Below are 21,061 nucleotides of genomic sequence, written 5' to 3'. Positions count from 1 at the left end.
AAAGTGATCCCGCCGGGCTGCTGCGGCTGCGTGCGCGAGGGGCTACGTCAGCCGGCGGCCGGCAGGGAGAGGGGGGTGCGGGTGCTGCCCAGGGCAGCCGTCATGACAGTCGTGGCCACGGGACCCACCTCCTGCTTTCTCTCCTCGGGCGGCGCCGACGCCGCCCGAACCGGACGCTCACACGCTAGCGTTCCGGCCCCACCCTGCCAACCGGTTTTTCGCCTGCGCCTTTTCCCCGGGGTGTTCCCCGCCGGGGCTCACCGCTGGTCCCACGGCGGGCGGGGCGGGCGGGTCGGCAGCGGGTACTCGGGCGGCGGGGCGGTCGGGCGGTCGCTGTCCGGCGGGGGCGGGGCGGGGCGGTGGTGCGGGCCGCCGCCGCGGGCGGTCAGGCGGCCCCGGACGTTGTCGGCGGCGAGCACGTCGGCCCACCGCTCGGGGTACTCGGAGGGCACGTCGCCGTCCTCGCCGTCGTCCTCCCAGTACTCCTCCTCGCCGCCCTCGGCGAGGCCCAGTTCGCGCGCCCGGCGGGCCCGTTCGACGGCACGCCGGGCGGCCACCTCGCGGACCACCGCGGCGGCGGCCTCCTCGTGGGCGCGCTCGACCTCGGCGCGGGCGTCGGCGGTCTCCAGGGTGGGCCAACGGCGGTCTATGGCCGCGTTCATGGCGGCGCCGATGAGCACCGCGAGCGCCACCACGAAGATCCACAGCAGGACGGCCACCGGCGCGGCCAGCGAGCCGTAGACCGAGTGGCCCTCGATCGAGCTGACCAGGTAGAGCCGCAGCGCCACGCTGCAGAAGACCAGCACCACCAGGGCGACCAGCGCGCCGGGGATGTCCTCGCGCCAGGGCGTGGAGACCGGCACCGCGAGGTGGTAGAGGGTGGTCAGCGAGACGATCAGCAGCAGGATCGCGAACGGCCAGTAGGCGGCGTTGAGCAGTTCGGCGCTCTCCGGCACCGCGTTGGTCACCAGTTCGGGCCCGGTCGTCAGCAGCGGCAGCACCAGCGAGCCGATCACCAGCGCGCCGAGGTAGAGGCCGAGCGACATCAACCGGGTCTTGACGATGCCCCGCCTGCCGTCCAGCCCGTACATCACGGTGATGGTGTCGATGAAGATGTAGAGCGCCCGGGATCCGGACCACAGGGACAGCAGGAAGCCGATCGAGATCAGGTCGGGCCGGGTCTGGTCGAACACCTGCTTCAGCAGCGGCTGGACCACCTGCGTGATGGAGGAGTCCGAGAGGACCGTGCCGGCCGCCTTGACGATGTCGGCCTTCAGCTTGTCGATGGTGCCGGCGCCGAGGAAGTCGTCCAGGTAGCCGAGCGTGCCGGCCAGGCAGAGCAGCAGCGGCGGGATGGAGAGGAGGGTGAAGAACGCCGCCTCCGCGGCGAGGCCGGTGACCCGGTACTCGACACAGGTGTTGGTGGTGTCCTTGACCAGGGCCCAGGCGGTGCTCCGCCAGGTGAACTGCTTGGCCGCCCGGCGGCGCCGGGCGCCCTTGCCCCGACGCCGGGAGGGCCGCTCGGGGTTCGGCCTGGTCGTCTCGCCTGCTGCTTGCACAGGGGTAACGGTATCGGGCCGCGACCGCCCGGCCGATCTCCCGGGTCGGGGTGCCGCCGGGACGGCTCGCGGGGGCCCGGTCGGCGGGAGCGGCCGGAACGCTCCAGCATCCCAGCATCCGAAACCCGAGCATCCACAATACGGACGTTAGTGGACCGCGAGTCGTGCGTCGTGCGAATCTCTTGCCATGCCGAGCGCCGGAACCACCCTAGTAGGTCGACTGCACGTCGATCTCCTTCGCGTGTCCAGCGCCATCTGTCCGGTGACCTGAGCCCGACCCCGCCGCCTCCCACTGCACCCGGCGCCACCTCCCCCGCCATCCCCGCTGAAGCGGATGCGCAGGCGCCCGCCCGGCCACCGCGACTGCTCTCCCGGAACCAAGAAAACCGCAGGTCACAGCAGTACAGCACCGCCGAGCACGCCCAGCGACCAACCCGGCGTCAGAGCCACCTGCCCCGAAGGACTTCACCATGGCCACCACCCCCGAGACCGCCGAGCCCCCGGCCGACCGCGCCCCCGCGCGCCGCACCGCCGCCGCTCGCAAGGTGACCCGTCACCGCGGCGAGGGCCAGTGGGGCATGGGCCACTTCACCCCGCTGAACGCCAACGAGCAGTTCAAGAAGGACGACGACGGTCTCAATGTACGGACACGCATTGAGACGATCTACGCCCACCGGGGCTTCGACTCGATCGACCCGGCCGACCTGCGGGGCCGGATGCGCTGGTGGGGTCTGTACACCCAGCGCAAGGAGGGCATCGACGGCGGCAAGACCGCGATCCTGGAGCCGCACGAGCTCGACGCCGAGTACTTCATGCTCCGCGTCCGGATCGACGGCGGCCGGCTGACGGTCGCCCAGCTGCGCGCCGTCGCCGAGGTCTCCGAGCAGTACGGCCGCAACACCGCCGACCTGACCGACCGCCAGAACGTCCAGTACCACTGGATCCGGATCGAGGACGTCCCGGCGATCTGGCAGAAGCTGGAGGCCGTCGGCCTGTCCACCACCGAGGCCTGCGGCGACACCCCGCGCGTCATCCTCGGCTCCCCGGTGGCCGGCATCGCCGAGAACGAGATCATCGACGGCACCCCCGCGATCGAGGAGATCCAGCGCCGCTTCATCGGCAACCCGGACTTCTCCAACCTGCCGCGCAAGTTCAAGTCCGCCGTCTCCGGCTCCCCGCTGCTGGACGTCGCCCACGAGATCAACGACATCGCGTTCGTCGGCGTCGTCCACCCCGAGCACGGCCCCGGCTTCGACCTCTGGGTCGGCGGCGGCCTGTCCACCAACCCCCGGCTCGGCGTCCGGCTCGGCGCGTGGGTCCCGCTGGACGAGGTGGCCGACGTCTACGGCGGCGTCATCGGCATCTTCCGCGACTACGGCTACCGCCGGCTGCGCAACCGCGCCCGGCTGAAGTTCCTGGTCGCCGACTGGGGCACCGAGAAGTTCCGCCAGGTGCTGGAGGACGAGTACCTCAAGTACAAGCTCGTCGACGGCCCCGCCCCGCAGCAGCCCGCCGGCCGCTGGCGCGACCACGTCGGCGTGCACCGGCAGAAGGACGGCAACTACTACGTCGGCTTCGCGCCGCGCGTCGGCCGGGTCGACGGCCGGCTGCTCGGGAAGATCGCCGACCTCGCCGAGGCGCACGGCAGCGACCGGCTGCGCACCACCGCCGAGCAGAAGATGCTCGTCCTCGACATCCCCGAGGACCGGGTCGAGTCGCTGGTGGCCGGCCTGGAGGCGCTGGACCTGCGGGTCACCCCCTCGCCGTTCCGCCGCGGCACCATGGCCTGCACCGGCATCGAGTACTGCAAGCTCGCCATCGTCGAGACCAAGGAGCGCGGCCGCACGCTCATCGACGAGATGGAGAAGCGGCTGCCCGACTTCGACGAGCCGCTGACCATCAACATCAACGGCTGCCCGAACGCCTGCGCCCGCATCCAGGTCGCGGACATCGGTCTCAAGGGCCAGCTGGTGACCGACGAGCAGGGCAACCAGGTCGAGGGCTACCAGGTGCACCTGGGCGGCGCGCTCGGCCTGGAGGCCGGCTTCGGCCGCAAGGTCCGCGGCCTCAAGGTCACCAGCGCGGGCCTGCCCGACTACGTCGAGCGGGTGCTGACCCGGTACCGGGAGGACCGCACCGAGGGCGAGCGCTTCGCCCAGTGGGCGGCCCGGGCCAGCGAGGAGCAGCTGTCGTGAGCGAGCGCGCCGCACCGTTCTTCTGCCCGTACTGCGGGGACGAGGACCTGCGCCCGTCGGAGGCCGGGCACGGCGCCTGGGAATGCCACGGGTGCCGCCGGGCCTTCCAGTTGAAGTTCCTCGGCCTGCTGTCACCGACCAACGGGGGTAATCGAAGTGACCGGCGCGACGACTGACCACGAGGAGCTGGCCACCCGGGCCGGCCGGGAGTTGGAGGAAGCCACCGCGCAGGAGATCCTGCGCTGGGCGGCCGACACCTTCGGCCCGCGCTTCTGCGTCACCTCCTCCATGGAGGACGCCGTCGTCGCCCACCTGGCCGCCTCGGTCCGCCCCGGCGTGGACGTGGTCTTCCTGGACACCGGCTACCACTTCCCCGAGACCATCGGCACCCGGGACGCGGTGGCGGCGACCATGCCGGTCAACGTCATCACGCTCACCCCGGCGCTGACCGTCGCCGAGCAGGACGCCCGCCACGGGCCGCGGCTGCACGACCGCGACCCGGACCTCTGCTGCTCGCTGCGGAAGGTCGAGCCGCTCAACCGCGGCCTCGGCGGCTACGACGCCTGGGCCACCGGGCTGCGCCGCGACGAGTCGCCGACCCGCGCCGGCACCCCGGTGGTCGCCTGGGACGCCCGGCGCCGCAAGGTCAAGATCGCGCCGATCGCCCGCTGGACGCAGGAGGACGTGGACGCCTACGTCAACGCCAACGGCGTGCTGCTCAACCCGCTGCTGTGGGAGGGCTACACCTCGGTCGGCTGCTCCCCGCTCTCCTGCACCCGCAAGCCGGGCGAGGGCGAGGACGCCCGGGCCGGGCGCTGGTCCGGCTCCGGCAAGACCGAGTGCGGCATCCACCTCTAGACCACCCCATCCGTCGACCACCGTTCTAAGGACACCACCGTGACCACAGCCGACACCCTGGCCGCCGCCGGAGCCGCAGAGGCGGCCCGCGCGGCCGGCCCCTGCGAGCGCGGCGCCACCGTGTGGCTGACCGGGCTGCCGAGCGCGGGCAAGACCACGCTCGCCTTCGCCCTGGCCGATCGGCTGCGCGCCGAGGGCCACAAGGTCGAGGTCCTGGACGGCGACGAGATCCGCGAGTTCCTCTCCAAGGGCCTGGGCTTCAGCCGCGAGGACCGGCACACCAACGTCACCCGGATCGGCTTCGTCGCCGAGAAGCTCGCCGCCAACGGCGTCAAGGTGCTCGCCCCGGTGATCGCGCCCTACGCCGACTCCCGCGCCGCCGTGCGCGAGCGGCACGCCGAGCACGGCACCGAGTTCCTGGAGATCCACGTCGCCACCCCGGTCGAGCTCTGCGCCGAGCGCGACGTCAAGGGGCTGTACGCGAAGCAGGCGGCCGGCGAGATCTCCGGCCTCACCGGCGTCGACGACCCCTACGAGGCGCCCGAGCACCCGGAGCTGCGGCTCCAGACCCAGGGCCGCGCGGTCACCGAGTCGGCCGCCGAGCTGCACGCCTTCCTGACCGAGAGGGGCCTGGCATGACCACCGCGACCGACAGCCTGCTCCACACCGACGACACCCCCTTCGCGCTGTCCCACCTGGACGCGCTGGAGGCCGAGTCGGTGCACATCTTCCGCGAGGTCGCGGGGGAGTTCGAACGCCCGGTGATCCTGTTCTCCGGCGGCAAGGACTCCATCGTCATGCTGCACCTGGCGCTCAAGGCCTTCTGGCCGGCCGCCGTGCCGTTCTCGCTGCTGCACGTCGACACCGGCCACAACTTCCCCGAGGTCATCGCCTACCGGGACCGCGTGGCGGCCGAGCACAACCTGCGCCTGCACGTCGCCTCGGTGCAGGACTTCATCGACCGCGGCGTGCTGCGCGAGCGCCCCGACGGCACCCGCAACCCGCTGCAGACCGTCCCGCTGCTGGACGCCATCGAGAAGGGCCGCTTCGACGCCGTCTTCGGCGGCGGCCGCCGCGACGAGGAGAAGGCCCGCGCCAAGGAGCGCGTCTTCTCGCTGCGCGACGAGTTCGGCGCCTGGGACCCGCGCCGCCAGCGCCCCGAGCTGTGGTCGCTCTACAACGGCCGGCACGCCGTCGGCGAGCACGTGCGGGTCTTCCCGCTGTCCAACTGGACCGAGCTGGACGTCTGGCAGTACATCGAGCGGGAGGGCATCGAGCTCCCGGAGATCTACTACGCCCACGAACGCGACGTCTTCGCCCGCAACGGCATGTGGCTGACCGCCGGCGAGTGGGGCGGCCCCAAGGAGAACGAGCCGGTCGAACGGCGGCTGATCCGCTACCGCACCGTCGGTGACATGTCCTGCACCGGTGCCGTCGACTCCGACGCCACCACCATCCAGGCCGTCATCGCCGAGATCGCCGCCAGCCGCCTCACCGAGCGCGGCGCCACCCGCGCCGACGACAAGCTCTCCGAGGCCGCGATGGAAGACCGCAAGCGCGAGGGATACTTCTAATGAGCACCACTCAGGACACCAACGCCACCTCGCTGCTGCGCTTCGCCACCGCCGGCTCCGTCGACGACGGCAAGTCCACCCTGGTCGGCCGGCTGCTGCACGACTCCAAGTCGGTGCTGGCCGACCAGCTGGAGGCCGTCGAGCACGCCTCCCGCAGCCGCGGCCAGGAGGCGCCCGACCTGGCGCTGCTCACCGACGGTCTGCGCGCCGAGCGCGAGCAGGGCATCACCATCGACGTCGCCTACCGCTACTTCGCCACCCCCCGGCGGCGGTTCATCCTCGCCGACACCCCCGGGCACGTGCAGTACACCCGGAACATGGTCACCGGCGCCTCCACCGCCGAACTGGCCGTCGTCCTGGTCGACGCCCGCAACGGCGTGGTCGAGCAGACCCGCCGGCACGCCGCCGTCGCCGCCCTGCTGCGGGTCCCGCACGTGGTGCTGGCCGTCAACAAGATGGACCTCGTCGACTACGCCGAGCCCGTCTTCGCCGCCATCGCCGCCGAGTTCACCGCCTACGCGGCCTCGCTCGGGGTGAAGGACGTCGTCGCGGTGCCGATCTCCGCGCTCGCCGGGGACAACGTCGTCGAGCCGTCCGCGCACATGGACTGGTACGGCGGCCCGACCCTGCTGGAGCACCTGGAGACGGTGCCGGTCGGCAGCGACCCGAGCGTCGAGCCCGCCCGCTTCCCGGTCCAGTACGTGATCCGCCCGCAGACCGAGGAGCACCCGGACTACCGCGGCTACGCGGGCCAGCTGGCCTCGGGCGTGCTGCGCGTCGGCGACGCCGTGACCGTGCTGCCCTCCGGCCACACCACCACCGTCGCCGGCATCGACGCGCTCGGCCGGTCCACCGCGATCGCCTGGGCCCCCCAGTCGGTCACCGTGCGGCTCGCCGACGACCTCGACGTCTCCCGCGGCGACCTCATCGCGGCCGGCGTCACGCCCGTCCCCACCAAGGACATCGAGGCCACCGTCAGCCACCTCAACGAGCGGCCGCTGCGGGCCGGCGACAAGGTGCTGCTCAAGCACACCACCCGCACGGTCCGCGCGCTGGTCAAGGAGATCACCTACCGGATCGACATCGACACGCTGGAGCAGCGCTCCGGCGCCGAAGGCCTGAACGTCAACGACATCGGCCACGTGGTGCTGCGCACCGCCGAGCCGCTGGCGCTCGACGGCTACGGCGACAACCGCCGGACCGGCTCGTTCCTGCTGATCGACCCGGCCGACGGCACCACCCTCACCGCAGGCATGGCGGGCGAGGCCTTCGAGACCGTACGGACCACCGACGTCAACGACCCCGACGAGGAGGACTGGGTCTGATGCCCAGCGAGGCGTTCTCGGGCATGGACAAGGAAGGCGGCCGCATCGGCAGCGGCGTCCTCGGCAGCGGCCAGGGCGGCCTGACGCGATGTGTGGGCCGACAGGGCTGAGAACCGCCCTGTCACCGGGCCGGCCGGCCGCTGTCCCTCCCCACAGCAGGCGCAGCAGCCGCCCCCCGGCCCGGCTTGCCCGGCACCCCGCACGGTGCCGCAAGCACGACCTTGACCGAACGTCCGCCCGGGACCGCCTTCCTGACGGTCCGTCCTTGAACAGGACTCACCCCATGGCACCGAACCAGGCACTTTCGCATACCTCCGTGCGCCCCGCCGCCGGCCGGATCAGACGCTCCGCCACGGCCGCCGTGGCCGGCCTCACCGCCGCCGCCCTGCTCTCCGCCTGCGGCTACGGCTCCAACAACGACGACAAGAAGTCCAACACCGCGGCCCCCGCCGGTGATTCCGCCGCCGCCTCGGCCGGCGCCTCCGGCGCCAAGCTCTCCGCCGACACGGTGAAGATCGGCTACTTCGCCAACCTGACCCACGGCACCCCGCTGGTGGGCCTCCAGGAGGGCATATTCCAGAAGGAGCTGGGCGCCACCCAGATCAAGCCCCAGGTCTTCAACGCGGGCCCGGCCGAGATCGAGGCGCTCAACGCCGGCTCCATCGACATCGGCTGGATCGGCCCCTCCCCGGCGATCAACGGCTTCACCAAGTCCGACGGCAAGTCGCTGAAGATCGTCGGCGGTTCGGCCTCCGGCGGCGTCAAGCTGGTCGCCAACCCGGAGAAGGTCGCCTCGCTGGACGACCTCAAGGGCAAGAAGATCGCCACCCCGCAGCTGGGCAACACCCAGGACGTGGCGCTGCTCAACTACCTGGCCGGCAAGGGCTTCAAGGTCGACGCCGCGTCCGGTGCCGGCGACGTCAGCGTGGTGCGCAGCGACAACAAGGTCACCCCGGACGCCTACAAGCAGGGCTCCATCGACGCCGCCTGGGTGCCCGAGCCGACCGCCTCCAAGCTGGTCACCCTCGGCGCGAAGGTCCTGCTCAACGAGAAGGACATCTGGCCGGACAAGAAGTTCGTGATCACCAACATCATCGTCTCGCAGAAGTTCCTCGCCGAACACCCCGACGTGGTCGAGGCCGTGCTGCGCGGCTCGGTGAACACCAACGCCTTCATCAAGGCCAACCCGGACAAGGCCAAGGCCACCGCCAACGAGGCGATCAAGAAGGAGGCCGGCAACGCCCTGGAGCCGGCCATCCTCGACCCGGCCTGGGCCGACATCGACTTCCTGGACGACCCGCTGGCCTCCACGCTGCAGACCGAGGCCGACAACGCCGTCACCGCCGGCCTGCTCAAGAAGCCGAACCTGAACGGCATCTACGACCTCACCCTGCTCAACAAGGTGCTGAAGGAGAAGGGGCAGAGCCCCGTCGCGGACGCCGGACTCGGCGCCAAGTAGCGCCCGCAGGACCGCACCACCGCGCCCGGAACCCCGCGGTCCGGCCCCCGCTCCGCCCGGAACGATGCCCGCTCGATGCCCCGAGCCCGGGTGGGGCGGGGGCCCGGACCCCGGCCCTCTCCCTGACACCAGATGCCAGACCACACCACGCAGGAGGTGCCCGGAATGACTCCGGCACTGACCACCTCGGACGACGCCCCCGGCGTCGGCACTCGCGACGGCTCCCCCGCCGTCCGGATCTCGCACGTGCACAAGTCCTTCGGCCGCCCCGGCGCGCAGACGCACGTCCTGGACGACATCACCCTCGATGTCGCCCCGGGCGAGTTCGTCACGCTCCTCGGCGCCTCGGGCTGCGGCAAGTCCACCCTGCTCAACCTGGTCGCCGGCCTCGACAAGCCCACCGCGGGCAGCATCGAGGTGCCCGGAGGACGCCCCGCGCTGATGTTCCAGGAACACGCGCTCTTCCCCTGGCTCACCGCCGGCAAGAACATCGAACTCGCCCTGAAGCTCGCCGGCGTCCCCCGCCCCGAGCGCCGCCCCGAGGCCGAGCGCCTGCTCGAACTCGTCCGGCTCCAGGGCTCCTACGACAAGCGGGTGCACGAGCTGTCGGGCGGCATGCGCCAGCGCGTCGCGATGGCCCGCGCGCTCGCCCAGGGCAGCCAGGTGCTGCTGATGGACGAGCCGTTCGCCGCCCTCGACGCCATCACCCGTGACGTCCTGCATGACGAGATCACCCGGATCTGGGCCGAGCGGCAGCTGTCGGTCCTGTTCGTCACCCACAACGTGCGGGAGGCCGTCCGGCTCGCCCAGCGCGTGGTGCTGCTCTCCTCCCGCCCCGGCCGGGTCAACCGCGAGTGGCGCATCGACCTCCCCCAGCCGCGCCGGATCGAGTCCTCCGGCGTGGCCGACCTGTCCATCGAGATCACCGAAGAACTGCGTGGGGAGATCCGCCGTCATGGCCAGCACTGACACCACCACCAAGACCGGGCCGGCCCACGCGGGCACCGTCTCCGACGTCGCGGGCGTCGGGTCGGGGCTGGACGCCCTGGACGCGGTCGTCACCCAGCGCAACTCCACCGCCGAGACGCTGCGGCAGAAGGTGCTGCCGCCGCTGCTGGGCGTCGTCCTGGTGCTCGCCCTGTGGCAGGGCGCCTACAGCCTCCACGTCACCACCGAGTACAAGCTGCCCAGCCCGCTGGACGTCTGGCGCGCCGCCGAGGACCTCTGGTACCAGGGCACGCTGTTCTCGATCGTCTGGACCAGCGTCTGGCGCGGCCTGTCCGGCTTCCTGGTCGCGCTCGTCATCGGCACCCCGATCGGCCTGCTCGTCGCCCGGGTCAAGCCGGTGCGGGCCGCGCTCGGCCCGGTGCTCTCCGGCCTCCAGTCGCTGCCCTCGGTCGCCTGGGTGCCGGCCGCCGTGATCTGGCTCGGCATCAACGACTCGATGATGTACGCGGTCATCCTGCTCGGCGCCGTCCCGTCCATCGCCAACGGCCTGGTCGCGGGCATCGACCAGGTCCCGCCGCTGTTCCTGCGGGCCGGGCGCACCATCGGCGCCACCGGCCTGACCGGCGCCCGGCACATCCTGCTGCCCGCCGCCCTGCCCGGCTACCTGGCCGGACTCAAGCAGGGCTGGGCCTTCTCCTGGCGCTCGCTGATGGCCGCCGAACTCGTCGCCTCCTCCCCCGACCTGGGCCTCGGCCTCGGCCGGTTCCTGGAGAACCAGCGCGAGTTCTCCGACATGGCGGGCGTGCTGCTCGGCATCATCCTCATCCTGTTCGTCGGCATCGCCATCGAACTGCTGGTCTTCACCCCGGTCGAGCGCCGGGTCCTGCGCAACCGCGGCCTGCTGGCCGGCGGCAAGTGAGGCTCCCCGCATGACCGATCGCCGGCTGTCCGCCGCCCCCGCCACCCCGGTGGCGGCGGGCAGCCCCGCCCTGCTGCTGATCGCCCACGGCAGCCGCGACCCCCGGCACGCCGCCGTCGTCGCCGCGCTGGTCGGCCAGGTGCGGGCGCTGCGGCCCGGCCTGGACGTCGCCACCGCCTACCTCGACCACTGCGCCCCGCGCATCCCGCAGGTGCTGGACCGCCTCGGCCCGGCCGCGGTGGCCGTCCCGCTCCTGCTCAACCGGGCGTTCCACGCCAAGCACGACATCCCCGCCGCCCTGCGCGCGGCCGGCTCCGACCTGCCCGTCGCCGACGTGCTGGGCCCGTCGCCGCTGCTGCTGTCCGCGCTGGACCACCGGCTCACCGAGGCCGCGCCCGAGCTCGCCTCCCCCGCCGCGCGCGCCCGCACCGGCGTCGTGCTCGCCGCCGCCGGTTCCTCCGACCCGGCCGCCGACGCCGCCACCCGGGCGGTCGCCGCCGAGTGGCGCCGCACCCGCGGCTGGGCCGCCGTCGAGGTCGCCTACGCCTCCGCCGCCGGCCCCCGCGTCCCCGACGCCGTCGCCGCCCTGCGCCGCGCCCCCGCCGTCCACCGGATCGCCGTCTCCCCCTACCTCCTCGCCCCCGGTCTGCTCCCCGACCGCATCGCCGAGGCCGCCACCGCCTCCGCCGCCGACCACCTGGCCGCCCCCCTCGCCCCCGCCCCCGACCTCGCCCGCCTCCTCCTCACCCGCTACGACGAGGCCCGCGCCCGAACGGCCCGCCCCCCGGCCCTGACCGCCTGAGCCCCACCGGACCGGTGCGCGACCTGTCGAGGGGCAACCGGTCAGGCGTGGTCCAGAACGCTCTGTTCGTCGAGATCCGGGGCGTGACGCGCCACGGTGCGGTAGTCGGCATCGTCGTGGAGCACCGTGAGCCCGTGGTGCGCGGCCGTCGCCGCGATCAGGAGGTCGACCGCGGAGGCACTGCGGTGCTGCCCCGCCAGGGCCATCCGGCGCTGCACCGTGTCGATCCAGCGGCCGGCGCTCTTGGGCACCGAGACGTCGGGGTAGAGGTCGGCGAACATCTCGGCGATCTCGTCGTACTCCCGGGCATCACGTGCGCTGTAGAGGAACTCGGCGCGCTGGGGATAACACGACGCGATCGACTGGGCGTCGATCGCGTCGTACCAGGCGGTCTGCAGTTTCTGGTCGCTCAGCAGCCGCACGAGGGCAGAGGTGTCGAGCAGGTAGATCACCGGGCGTCCTTCTCCGCCCTGTGCAGCCGCTCGGCGTCCTCCACGGCTCCCCACCGCCGGGCCCGTTCGAAGTGCCTGCCGATCATCGCCGCACGTTCCCGCTGTTCGGCGTAGTAGCGGAGGGCGAGGTTGACGGCTTCCTTCTTGGTCCGCACTCCGGCCAGCGCCATGGCGCGTGCCAGCGCCTCTTCGTCGATGTCGATCTGTGTGACGGACATCCCGCACCTCCGACGCGCGATGTTGGTGATGGACAAGCCATTGTATGGCACCAACATCCGAAACGGGGGCCGTCGCGCCGGGGCCCGGGGTCGTGGCGCGACGTGGGTTCCCGGGGCCGGCGCGACGGGGTCAGTGGGTGGACGTGCCCAGGTGGACGGTGATGAGGCCGGCGGTGATCAGGGTGAGGCCGGTGAGGGCGGCGGGGGACGGCACCTCGTGGCGGACGGCGAGGGAGGTCAGGACCGTGCCGATGGTGCCGATGCCGGTGAAGACGGCGTAGGAGGTGCCGACCGGGAGGTCCTGGAGGGCGCGGGAGAGGAGGTAGACCGCGCCCAGCATGAGGACGAAGCACACGGCGGTCTGCGGGAGGCGGGTGAAGCCCTCGGTCGGCTTGATGGACTGCGCCCAGGCCACCTCCACCGCCCCGGCCAGCAGCAGCCAGATCCACGGCACGGCGCTCAGCCCTCCCTCGGGATGCGGTAGCCGACCAGCTTGGAGCCCAGTTCGCCGGCCCGGTACAGGGCGTCGGAGACGGACTCGCGGTGCTGGACGGCGCGCCCGGCGAGGGCCGGGTCCACCAGGGAGTTGACGAGTTCGGCGGCGATCACCTCGGTGTCCTCGACCGCGTAGTGGCCGCGGACGAAGTCGCTCAGGTATCGGCCGTTGTGGTCGTAGGGCTCGCGCGGAGTGCCCGGTCCGTAGGCGCCGCCGCGTGCGGCCACGACCACGAACTTCCGCGGCGCGAGCACCATCTTCGGGAAGGTGACCTGGTCGATCCAGGCCTTGAGCGCGGACGGGATGCCGAAGTTGTACATCGGCGCGCCGATCAGCACGGCGTCCGCCGCGACGAGTTCGTCGAGCAGCGGCCGGACGACCGCCCACGCCTCGCGCTCCTGCTCGGTGCGGACCGCCTCGGAGTAGCGGTCGATGTCGGTGATGCCCTCGCGCAGCAGGGTGTCGCAGATCCGGGTCCAGCCCTCGCGGATCGGCGGGACCGGGTCGGCGGCGAGGTCGCGGTGGGTGACCTCGCCACCGCCGCCGAGCCAGGCGTCGGCGAAGGCCGCGCCGAGGCGGCGGGTGAAGGAGTCGGTGCGCGCGCTGCTGTCGAGGTGCAGGAGGTGGGACACGGTGAACCCCCGGGGGCGGTCTGGGCGGGACGGAGCGGCCGGACAAGCGGACGTCGCGTCCGCTTGCCGGCCCTCCCCACGCTAGAGGGAAGTGGACAGTGTGTCCACTTCCCTCCGGGGCACAGTTCCCTCTACCGTTGCTGCCCATGACGACCGAGCTCCCGATGGCCGACGGCCGGCCGCCCCGCGAACGGGCCGACGCCGCCCGCAACCGGGCCAAGGTGCTCGCCGCCGCCGAGCGGCTCTTCGCCGCGGGCGACCCGGCCGCCGTCACCATGGACGACATCGCCCGGGCCGCCGGCATCGGCCGCGGCACCCTCTACCGCCGCTACCCCGACCGCGCCTCGATCGCCCGCGCCCTGCTCGACGAGCACGAACGCGCCCTCCAGGAGCGGATGCTGCGCGGCGCCCCGCCGCTCGGCCCGGGCGAGCCGGGCGGAGCGGCCGCCCCGGCCGACCGGCTGGCCGCCTTCTACGCGGCGATGGTCGAGCTGCTGGAGACCCACGTCCACCTGGTGCTCGGCGCCGAGACCGGCGCGGCCCGCTACCGCACCGGCGCCTACGCCTTCTGGCGGCTGCACGTCACCCACCTGGCGCGCGAGGCCGGCCGGCCGGACCCCGGGGTCCTGGCCGACCAGCTGCTCGCCCCGCTCGCCCCCGAGCTCTTCCGCCACCAGCGCGACGCCGGCGTCACCCCCGCCCGGATCGCGGCCGGCCTCGCCGCCCTGGCCCGCGGCGCCCTGGGCTAGCCAGGACACGCCCCGCGGATCAGGCCGGGAGGTGCCAGACCTGGTTGGCGGCGCCGTTGCAGTCCCAGATGAGGACCGGGTTGCCGTTGGTGGTGGAGTACGCGTAGTCGTCCAGGCAGCGGCCGGACATCGGGTTGTACAGCGAACCGTCGGACCGCGGCTGCCACTGCTGGGCGCCGCTGCCGTTGCAGTCGTAGAGCTGCACCGGGGTGCCGATCGAGCCGTTGCCGCCCTGGACGTCCAGGCACTTGCCCAGCGCCCGGACGGTGCCGTCGACGGCGACCTTCCACTGCTGGGCGGTGTTGCCGAGGCAGTCCCAGATCTGGACGGGGGTGCCGTTGGCGGTGTTGCCGTCCTTCACCCCGACGCACTTGTTCCCGTAGCCGACGATCGGGCCGACCGGGCCGGCCGGGGGTGCGGGGCCGAAGGTGATGTCGATCCACCACGGGAACGCCATCGGCGGGCAGCTCGCCGTGGCGGTGGTGTTGCCGGTGACCCAGCCGCTGCTCCACGCCTGCGAGTAGACCGGGAGTCCGGAACTCGGGTAGGTCACACAGGTGCCCCCGAGCACCCAGGTCTGCATCGGGTCGATGCCCGAGCAGGTGGCGCGGGCGCCGAAGACCTCGGGGGTGACGGAACACTTGTCGGCCGGGCCCGCGGTGGGCGCGGAGCCGGCGGAGGCGGGCTGCGCGCCGGCCGCCGGCGCGGCGAACGCGGCGGCTCCGGCGAGCACGGCGGTGGCGAACAGCGTGGCGGTACGGCGCATGGCGGGGCCCCTTCTGGCGGCGGTCGGTCCGGTCGCGGCGGCGGTCACGGCGTCGCCCGTCACGCCGGGACGTGCCAGACCTGGTTGGCCGCGCCGTTGCAGTCCCAGATGCCCAGCTGGTTGCCGTTGGCGGTGGAGAAGCCGAGGTCGTCCAGGCAGCGGCCGGACGACGGGTTGAGGAGCGAGCCGTCGGCCCGGACCTGCCACTGCTGGGCGCCGGTGCCGTTGCAGGTGTAGAGCTGGATCTTGGTGCCGTTGGCGGTGCCCGCGCCGGTGACGTCCATGCACTTGTTGAAGGCCCGGACGGTGCCGTCCACCGCGATCTTCCACTGCTGGGCGTTGGTGCCGTTGCAGTCGTAGATCTGGACGGGGGTGCCGTCGGAGCTGCTCGCGCCCTTCACGTCGACGCACTTGTCCGCGTAGCCGGTGATCCGGCCGACCGGGCCGGCGGGCTGCGGCGGGAGCTTGGGGCCGAGGACGACGTACGGGAAGGACACGGTCTCGTTGACGCCGCAGGGCGCGACCGCGGTGCCGTCGCCGACCACGGTGCCGCTCATGGTGCCGCGGCTGAACTGCACGGTGTGCTGGGCGTTCCACCACTGGCAGGTGGCGCTGACGTACCAGGTCTGGAGCGGGTCGATGCCGGAACAGGAACCGTAGGCGTTCCAGCCTCCGACGTAGGCGGAACAGCCCCCGGCGGCCTGGGCGCCGGTGGCCGGTGCGGCGAGGGAGGCGGCCGCGCCGAGCAGGGCGGCGGCGGAGAGCAGGGCGGCGGTACGACGCATCGTGAAGGTCCTTCCGAAGACGGTGAACCGGACGACCCGCGCGACGGGGAACCGTGATGACGGTGCGCCACTTGTGCGGGCCGCGTGAAAGCGTCGGGGGGATGTATGGCCACGGTCAACAGTGCGGGGGGACGATCACGCCAACGGTCCGTCCACGGACAGGGGTTGGTACGAACGGACGTCCACGGGCGGCGGCAGGCCGGGGCGCCGGACGATCCGTCCGGAAAGCACCCGGCCCTCCCGCCCGGGGCACGAGCGAAACGGCCCGGCTCCCCCCGCGCGGGGGGAGCCGGGCCGTCGGACGCCGGGGCCGCTCGGGCCGGGCGCTCAGTCGGTCTGGCGGCGCTGGCGGCCGGTCCCGTAGTTGGAACCGGACTTGGAGCCGCTGCCGGGCTTGGACCGGCCGGACGAGCGGCCGATGAAACCGGCCGCCTGGCGCGGTGCGCCGCCGCCCTGGCCGCCGCCGGCGCCGCCCAGGCGCTGCTTCGGCCGGGGACGGCGCGGGTTGCCGTTCATGTCGACGTCGGTCGGCAGCCCGGAGCGCTTGCCGGAGCGGCGGCGCGGGCCGGAGGAGCTCTTCGGCGCGCTCTTCCCGGCCTCCGCGTCGGCGGGCGCCGCCGGGGCGGGCACGGCCAGGGTGACCGGCACGCCGCTGGGGGTGCGGGCACCGGTGATCCGGGCGAGCTCGACGTCGCCGGGGCGGACCTTGGTGGTGGTCGGGCGGATCCCGGCCACCGTCATCAGCCGGCCGACCTCGCGCCGCTGGTCGGGCAGCACGAGGGTGACGACCGTGCCGGACTCGCCGGCCCGGGCGGTGCGGCCGCCGCGGTGCAGGTAGTCCTTGTGGTCGATCGGCGGGTCGACGTTGACGACCAGGTCCAGGCCGTCGATGTGGATGCCGCGGGCGGCGACGTTGGTGGCGATCAGCGCGGTGACGTGGCCGTCGCGGAACTGGTCCAGCACCCGGTTGCGCTGCGGCTGGGACTTGCCGCCGTGCAGGGCCGCGGCCTTCACGCCGTTGGCGAGCAGCTGCTTGGCCAGCCGGTCGGCGCCGTGCTTGGTGTGCACGAACATGATCACGCGCCCCTCGCGGGAGGCGATGTGGGCGGTGGTGGACGCCTTGTCGGCCGCCTCCAGCTGGAGGACGTGGTGGTCCATGGTGGTGACCGCGCCGGCCGAGGGGTCGACGGAGTGGGTCACCGGGTCGGTCAGGAAGCGCTTGACCAGCCGGTCGACGTTGCGGTCCAGGGTGGCGGAGAACAGCATCCGCTGCCCGCCCTCGGCGACCTGCTCCAGCAGCTTGGTGACCTGCGGCAGGAAGCCCATGTCGGCCATCTGGTCGGCCTCGTCCAGCACGGTGATCGCGACGTCGGAGAGCCGGACGTCGCCGCGGCCGATCAGGTCGTCCAGCCGGCCGGGGGTGGCGACCAGGACCTCGGCGCCGCGGCGCACCGCGTTGGCCTGCCGGGTGATCGACATGCCGCCGACGACGGTGGCGATCCGCAGGTTGACGGCGGTGGCGTACGGGGTGAGCGCCTCGGTGACCTGCTGGGCCAGTTCGCGGGTGGGCGTCAGCACGAGCGCCAGCGGGTGGCGGGCGTCGGCGCGCCTGCCGGCGGTGCGGGCGAGCAGCGGCAGACCGAAGGCGAGGGTCTTGCCGGAGCCGGTGCGGCCGCGGCCGAGCACGTCACGGCCGGCGATCGAGTCGGGCAGCGTGGCGGCCTGGATCGGGAACGGCTCGGTGACGCCCTCGCGGGTCAGCGCGGACAGGATCCCCTTCGGCAGCTCCAGCTCGGCGAAGCTCTCCGCCGGCGGGCGGGCCGGGGTGCCCTGGACGACGGTGAAGTCGGCGGCCTCGGCGACCCGGGGGGCGTTGCGGCGCGGCGGGCGGGAGGACGCGCCGGCGCGGGGGGCGCCGCTGCGCGCGGCACCGGTGCGCGCGGCGCCGGTGCGCGGGGCGCCGGTACGGCTGCGGGGCTTGCGGGTGCGGCCGCCGTCGTGGGGCGGCTGGGCAGGGGTGGTCACGGGGTTTCTCCGTCCGTAGCGCGGCAGCCCCGGGTCGGGGGCTGGTCGGCCGTAGGAAAGGAGTGCGCCGCCCCGGCCGTTCGGCGGCATGGGCGAGGGCCCGCACCGTGCGGTGCGGGCCCTCGCTGCGCGAGATCGCGAGTCAGCTCGGGAGCTGGACTCAGATGACGCGGATGTTCTCGGCCTGCGGGCCCTTCTGGCCCTGGGTGACGTCGAACTCGACCTTCTGGCCCTCGACGAGCTCACGGAAGCCCTGAGCGACGATGTTCGAGTAGTGCGCGAACACGTCGGGGCCGCCGGTCTCCTGCTCGATGAAGCCGAAGCCCTTCTCGCTGTTGAACCACTTCACGGTGCCGGTAGCCATAACCGTCTCCTCTAACTGGGGCATCGGAGCCCACACCTCGTGGACCCCAAGTAGCCGCGATCCCCATCCGGAGACTGAAACACCGGACAAAACAAATGCGCCTGTTGGTTGGGACCAGCAGGCGCACACAAGCGTTCATGGGAACCAAAACTGCAACTGACTCGACTGTAGCACGGCCACACCCCGATTGACCGGGGATTTTCTGCCCGACAGATCACGTTTGCAGGCTCTGGGAAACGGGCAGACGGCGCCCGCAGAAGCGGGCGCCGTCCTCGGCAGCACCGTGGTGCCGCCCCGGTCTGTCACCGGAACGGTCGAACGGGTCAGCGCCGTCCGGCCGACTCCGGCAGGCCGTGCGCGCCGTACGGGCTCGCCGGCGCGGCCACCGGGCCCCCGTGACCCCCGCCGGTGGCGTCGCCGCCGTGGCCGGGCCACCAGGCGGCCTTGCCGACCAGCGCGGTGAGCGCCGGGGTGAAGAACATCGCCATCACGAAGGCCGCCAGGAAGATGCCGAAGGCCATCGCGAAGCCGAACTCCAGCATGAAGATGTTGCCCGCGAGCATGAAGGTCGCGAACGACACCGCCAGGATGAAGCCGGCCGCCGCGACGGTCGGGCCGCCGTGGCGCACCGCCTCGCGGGCCGCCTCGCGCGGGTTGCGGCCCTCGCGGGCCTCCTCGCGCAGACGGGCGATGATCAGGATGTTGTAGTCGGTGCCGATCGCCACCACGAAGAGGTAGATGAGGATCGGCAGCATGAACATCATGCCGTGCTCGCCCTTGATGTTCTGGAACAGCAGGGTCGAGGAGCCGAGGGTGGCGGTGAAGCCGAGGCCGACCGAGGCCATCAGGTACCAGGGGGCGACCACGCTGCGCAGCTGGAGGGCCAGGATCAGCAGGATCAGCAGACCCGCGATCGGGAACACCAGCTTGTAGTCGTGGCTCATCGCCAGGTTGATGTCCTTGTAGATCGCGGTGATGCCGCCGACCTTGGCCTCGGTGCCCGACGGCGCCTGGCCGTGGGCGACGTCGCGCAGCTTGGTCAGGGTGTCGATCGCGTCGTTGCTGGACGGCTCGTTCTTCAGCAGGACGGTGAAGTCCGCCGTCGCGCCGTCCTTGCTGACCTGCGGCTTCGCCGCGGCCTCGGCGACGCCGGGGACGGCGCCGAGCTTGGCGGCGTAGCCGTCGAACACGGCCTGGTCGAGCTTGCCGCCCTTGGTGGTCAGGTAGACGTGCGTCGGGTCGGCGGCACCGGCCGAGAAGCCGTTGACCAGCCGGTCCTGGACGACCATCGACTCCTTGTCCTTGGGCATGGAGCTGCCCGCGAGGTCGAAGGTGCCGTTGTAGTTGAGGGCGCCGGCGGTCAGGGCCAGCAGCACGCCGCCGGAGGCGACGGCCACGATCGCCGGACGCTTCTGGACGACGCGGCCGAGCGCGGCGAACCGGGCGTTGTTCGGCTCGCGCATCCACTTCTTGCCGGGCCAGAACACACCGCGGGCCGGGATGACCGCGAGCACGGCCGGGGCCAGGGTGAGCGAGGCGAAGGCGGTGACGACGACCGCGATGGCCAGCGCCGGGCCGAGCGCCTTGAACATGCCGAGGCTGGAGAGGATCAGCACCGCGAAGGCGACGGTGACCGCGCCGGCCGCGGAGGCGATGGCCTCGCCGACCCGGCCGACGGCGTTGACCACGGCGTCCTGGCGGTTGTCGCCGGCCCGCAGCCGCTCGCGGTAGCGGAAGGCGAGGAACAGGAAGTAGTCGGTGCCGACGCCGAGCACCACGACGATCAGGATCGCCGAGAGGATCGGTGTGGACTTCAGGTCGAAGGCCTTGGTGGCGTGGGCGATCAGGCCGTTCGCCGTCGGCATGGCGACCATCAGCGAGAGCAGCACCGGCAGGAGGCCGGCCAGCACGCTGCGGAAGATGAGGCCGACGATGATCGCGACCAGGACGACGCTGCTGACCGCGATGATCGCGTCGGCCGAGCCGGAGGACTCCTTCTGGTCCAGCTGCTGGGCGGCGGCGCCGCCGAGCCGGAACTTCAGATCGGTGCCCTGGGCGAGCGCCTTGCCCTCCTCGCGGATCTTCTTGGCGGTGTCGCCGAAGGCCTCGGACTGCTGGGTGGTCTTGTCGATGGCGATCGGCGCCAGCGCGTACTTGCCGTCCTTGGACGTCGTCTGGTCGCCGATCGGGACGATCTGCTCGACGTGCTCGATCTTCTTGTCGGTGAGGCCCTGGACGACCTTCGCCGCGGCGGTCTTGTCGTCGGCCGTCATCGGCGCGCCGTCGTTGCGCTCGAACAGGGCGAGCGCGGACGGCGTGAAGCTCGCCGGGAACGCCTGTTCCTGCAACTCCGCGGCCTGGATGGACTCGTAGTGCTTCGGGAGGAACGCGGCCTCGTCGGTCTGGGCGGTGATCTTCGGCGCCGACGCCGCGATGGCGATCATCGCGACGATCCACGCGGCGATCACCCACCAGGCGCGACGGACGACGAATTGTCCTAGTCGGTGGAACATGCTCGTAATGCCTCCTGGGCATGGTTCACCGCAGCCCTTGGGGGACGGGACGCCGGGCGACGGATCGGGATCGGCTCCGGCCGGTGCGGGGGCACTGGCCTAGCCGGTCGGCAGGTAAGTACTCAGAGGGGATCATCCTACGGCCACTTACTTGCCGACCGGCAAGCAGTTTTTCCCCTCGACCCCGTTGCCGCAGGCCGACCCCCTCAGGGACGCCGCGAAGCGACCCTGACCCATCTTCGCCCCCGCACCACCCCTGGGACCTCGTGCTCGGGGTGGATTCAACTCCCCCTCAGGGTGGAGTCGCTGCCCCGACCCCTAGGAGGAGATATCAGGGTTGGCGGGTAGGGATAACCCCACCCCGCCCCCGAGGAAGACCACAGGGAGGACTCCCCCGCCAGCCGGATACCCCGTCACCTGCG

The 21,061-nt window shown here is 72.6% G+C and carries 22 protein-coding genes; 12 read left to right on the top strand and 10 right to left on the bottom strand.

The features are described from left to right. Nucleotides 1–257: 257 nt before the first annotated feature. Nucleotides 258–1,559, bottom strand: a complete 1,302-nt coding sequence (locus tag ACFVVL_RS08020) for a YihY/virulence factor BrkB family protein (protein ID WP_380289335.1) — start codon at nt 1,557–1,559, stop codon at nt 258–260. 187 nt (nt 1,560–1,746) lie between these two features. Here ACFVVL_RS08020 and ACFVVL_RS08015 point away from each other — a divergent pair, with 187 nt between their 5' ends. The 11 genes from ACFVVL_RS08015 (at nt 1,747) to ACFVVL_RS07965 (ending at nt 11,639) form a co-directional block, all read left to right on the top strand. Then, a complete protein-coding gene (locus ACFVVL_RS08015; protein ID WP_310593185.1) occupies nt 1,747–1,830 on the top strand; it encodes a putative leader peptide in 84 nt (27 codons plus the stop codon). A 199-nt stretch (nt 1,831–2,029) separates the two neighbouring features. Next, nucleotides 2,030–3,754 (top strand): nitrite/sulfite reductase, encoded by a 1,725-nt coding sequence (locus tag ACFVVL_RS08010; RefSeq protein ID WP_387672289.1) that lies wholly within the window; start codon nt 2,030–2,032, stop codon nt 3,752–3,754. After that, nucleotides 3,751–3,930: a hypothetical protein gene (locus ACFVVL_RS08005; RefSeq protein WP_387672286.1), complete on the top strand. Its 180-nt coding sequence runs from the start codon at nt 3,751–3,753 to the stop codon at nt 3,928–3,930. The genes ACFVVL_RS08010 and ACFVVL_RS08005 overlap by 4 nt, the downstream gene beginning before the upstream one ends. Next, nucleotides 3,911–4,612: a phosphoadenylyl-sulfate reductase gene (locus tag ACFVVL_RS08000; RefSeq protein ID WP_387672283.1), complete on the top strand. Its 702-nt coding sequence runs from the start codon at nt 3,911–3,913 to the stop codon at nt 4,610–4,612. Before ACFVVL_RS08005 ends, ACFVVL_RS08000 begins: the two co-directional genes overlap by 20 nt. Nucleotides 4,613–4,669: 57 nt before the next feature. After that, nucleotides 4,670–5,251, top strand: coding sequence for an adenylyl-sulfate kinase (gene cysC / locus ACFVVL_RS07995; protein ID WP_387672758.1), 582 nt, complete (start codon nt 4,670–4,672; stop codon nt 5,249–5,251). Further along, entirely contained in the window at nt 5,248–6,186 is a 939-nt protein-coding gene (cysD, locus tag ACFVVL_RS07990) for a sulfate adenylyltransferase subunit CysD (RefSeq protein WP_380289342.1), read from the top strand. The genes cysC and cysD overlap by 4 nt, the downstream gene beginning before the upstream one ends. After that, on the top strand, nt 6,186–7,511 hold the full coding sequence (locus ACFVVL_RS07985) for a sulfate adenylyltransferase subunit 1 (RefSeq protein ID WP_380289344.1): 1,326 nt from the start codon (nt 6,186–6,188) through the stop codon (nt 7,509–7,511). Before cysD ends, ACFVVL_RS07985 begins: the two co-directional genes overlap by 1 nt. Nucleotides 7,512–7,794: 283 nt before the next feature. Then, nucleotides 7,795–8,970, top strand: coding sequence for an aliphatic sulfonate ABC transporter substrate-binding protein (locus ACFVVL_RS07980; RefSeq protein WP_387672280.1), 1,176 nt, complete (start codon nt 7,795–7,797; stop codon nt 8,968–8,970). Between the two features lie 165 nt (nt 8,971–9,135). Then, entirely contained in the window at nt 9,136–9,939 is an 804-nt protein-coding gene (locus tag ACFVVL_RS07975) for an ABC transporter ATP-binding protein (RefSeq protein WP_387672277.1), read from the top strand. Continuing rightward, nucleotides 9,926–10,837: an ABC transporter permease gene (locus ACFVVL_RS07970; protein ID WP_380289350.1), complete on the top strand. Its 912-nt coding sequence runs from the start codon at nt 9,926–9,928 to the stop codon at nt 10,835–10,837. Before ACFVVL_RS07975 ends, ACFVVL_RS07970 begins: the two co-directional genes overlap by 14 nt. A 10-nt stretch (nt 10,838–10,847) precedes the next feature. Then, nucleotides 10,848–11,639 carry a sirohydrochlorin chelatase gene (locus tag ACFVVL_RS07965; RefSeq protein WP_387672274.1) on the top strand — a complete coding sequence of 264 codons (792 nt, stop codon included), beginning with the start codon at nt 10,848–10,850 and terminating at the stop codon, nt 11,637–11,639. 41 nt (nt 11,640–11,680) lie between these two features. On the opposite strand, the gene ACFVVL_RS07960 is transcribed toward ACFVVL_RS07965, so the two are convergent. The 4 genes from ACFVVL_RS07960 to ACFVVL_RS07945 all read right to left on the bottom strand — a co-directional run bounded on the left by ACFVVL_RS07960 (nt 11,681) and on the right by ACFVVL_RS07945 (nt 13,437). After that, on the bottom strand, nt 11,681–12,091 hold the full coding sequence (locus ACFVVL_RS07960; RefSeq protein WP_387672271.1) for a PIN domain-containing protein: 411 nt from the start codon (nt 12,089–12,091) through the stop codon (nt 11,681–11,683). Then, the gene (locus tag ACFVVL_RS07955; protein ID WP_387672269.1) at nt 12,088–12,309 is read right to left on the bottom strand and encodes a type II toxin-antitoxin system VapB family antitoxin; all 222 of its coding nucleotides are present in this window, start codon (nt 12,307–12,309) and stop codon (nt 12,088–12,090) included. Before ACFVVL_RS07955 ends, ACFVVL_RS07960 begins: the two co-directional genes overlap by 4 nt. A gap of 130 nt (nt 12,310–12,439) precedes the next feature. Continuing rightward, nucleotides 12,440–12,763 (bottom strand): DMT family transporter, encoded by a 324-nt coding sequence (locus ACFVVL_RS07950; RefSeq protein ID WP_380289358.1) that lies wholly within the window; start codon nt 12,761–12,763, stop codon nt 12,440–12,442. A 5-nt stretch (nt 12,764–12,768) separates the two neighbouring features. Next, on the bottom strand, nt 12,769–13,437 hold the full coding sequence (locus ACFVVL_RS07945; RefSeq protein ID WP_380289360.1) for an FMN-dependent NADH-azoreductase: 669 nt from the start codon (nt 13,435–13,437) through the stop codon (nt 12,769–12,771). Between the two features lie 146 nt (nt 13,438–13,583). On the opposite strand from ACFVVL_RS07945, the gene ACFVVL_RS07940 reads away from it, so the two are divergent. Next, a complete protein-coding gene (locus ACFVVL_RS07940) occupies nt 13,584–14,186 on the top strand; it encodes a TetR/AcrR family transcriptional regulator (protein WP_387672266.1) in 603 nt (200 codons plus the stop codon). A gap of 19 nt (nt 14,187–14,205) precedes the next feature. Here the strand turns inward: ACFVVL_RS07940 and ACFVVL_RS07935 are convergent, their stop codons facing one another. The 5 genes from ACFVVL_RS07935 to ACFVVL_RS07915 all read right to left on the bottom strand — a co-directional run bounded on the left by ACFVVL_RS07935 (nt 14,206) and on the right by ACFVVL_RS07915 (nt 20,639). Continuing rightward, entirely contained in the window at nt 14,206–14,952 is a 747-nt protein-coding gene (locus ACFVVL_RS07935; protein WP_387672263.1) for a ricin-type beta-trefoil lectin domain protein, read from the bottom strand. Nucleotides 14,953–15,011: 59 nt separating this feature from the next. Further along, nucleotides 15,012–15,737 (bottom strand): ricin-type beta-trefoil lectin domain protein, encoded by a 726-nt coding sequence (locus ACFVVL_RS07930; protein ID WP_387672260.1) that lies wholly within the window; start codon nt 15,735–15,737, stop codon nt 15,012–15,014. Between the two features lie 327 nt (nt 15,738–16,064). Beyond that, nucleotides 16,065–17,762: a DEAD/DEAH box helicase gene (locus ACFVVL_RS07925; protein ID WP_387672257.1), complete on the bottom strand. Its 1,698-nt coding sequence runs from the start codon at nt 17,760–17,762 to the stop codon at nt 16,065–16,067. A 160-nt stretch (nt 17,763–17,922) separates the two neighbouring features. Continuing rightward, the gene (locus tag ACFVVL_RS07920; RefSeq protein ID WP_327676217.1) at nt 17,923–18,126 is read right to left on the bottom strand and encodes a cold-shock protein; all 204 of its coding nucleotides are present in this window, start codon (nt 18,124–18,126) and stop codon (nt 17,923–17,925) included. A gap of 323 nt (nt 18,127–18,449) precedes the next feature. Then, the gene (locus tag ACFVVL_RS07915; RefSeq protein ID WP_387672253.1) at nt 18,450–20,639 is read right to left on the bottom strand and encodes an MMPL family transporter; all 2,190 of its coding nucleotides are present in this window, start codon (nt 20,637–20,639) and stop codon (nt 18,450–18,452) included. Nucleotides 20,640–21,061: the final 422 nt, after the last annotated feature.

Source organism: Kitasatospora sp. NPDC058115 (genome assembly GCF_042884635.1).
Lineage (GTDB): Bacteria > Actinomycetota > Actinomycetes > Streptomycetales > Streptomycetaceae > Kitasatospora.
Note: the sequence above shows the minus strand (reverse complement) of the source record. Positions and strands in the feature narration are given on the sequence as shown.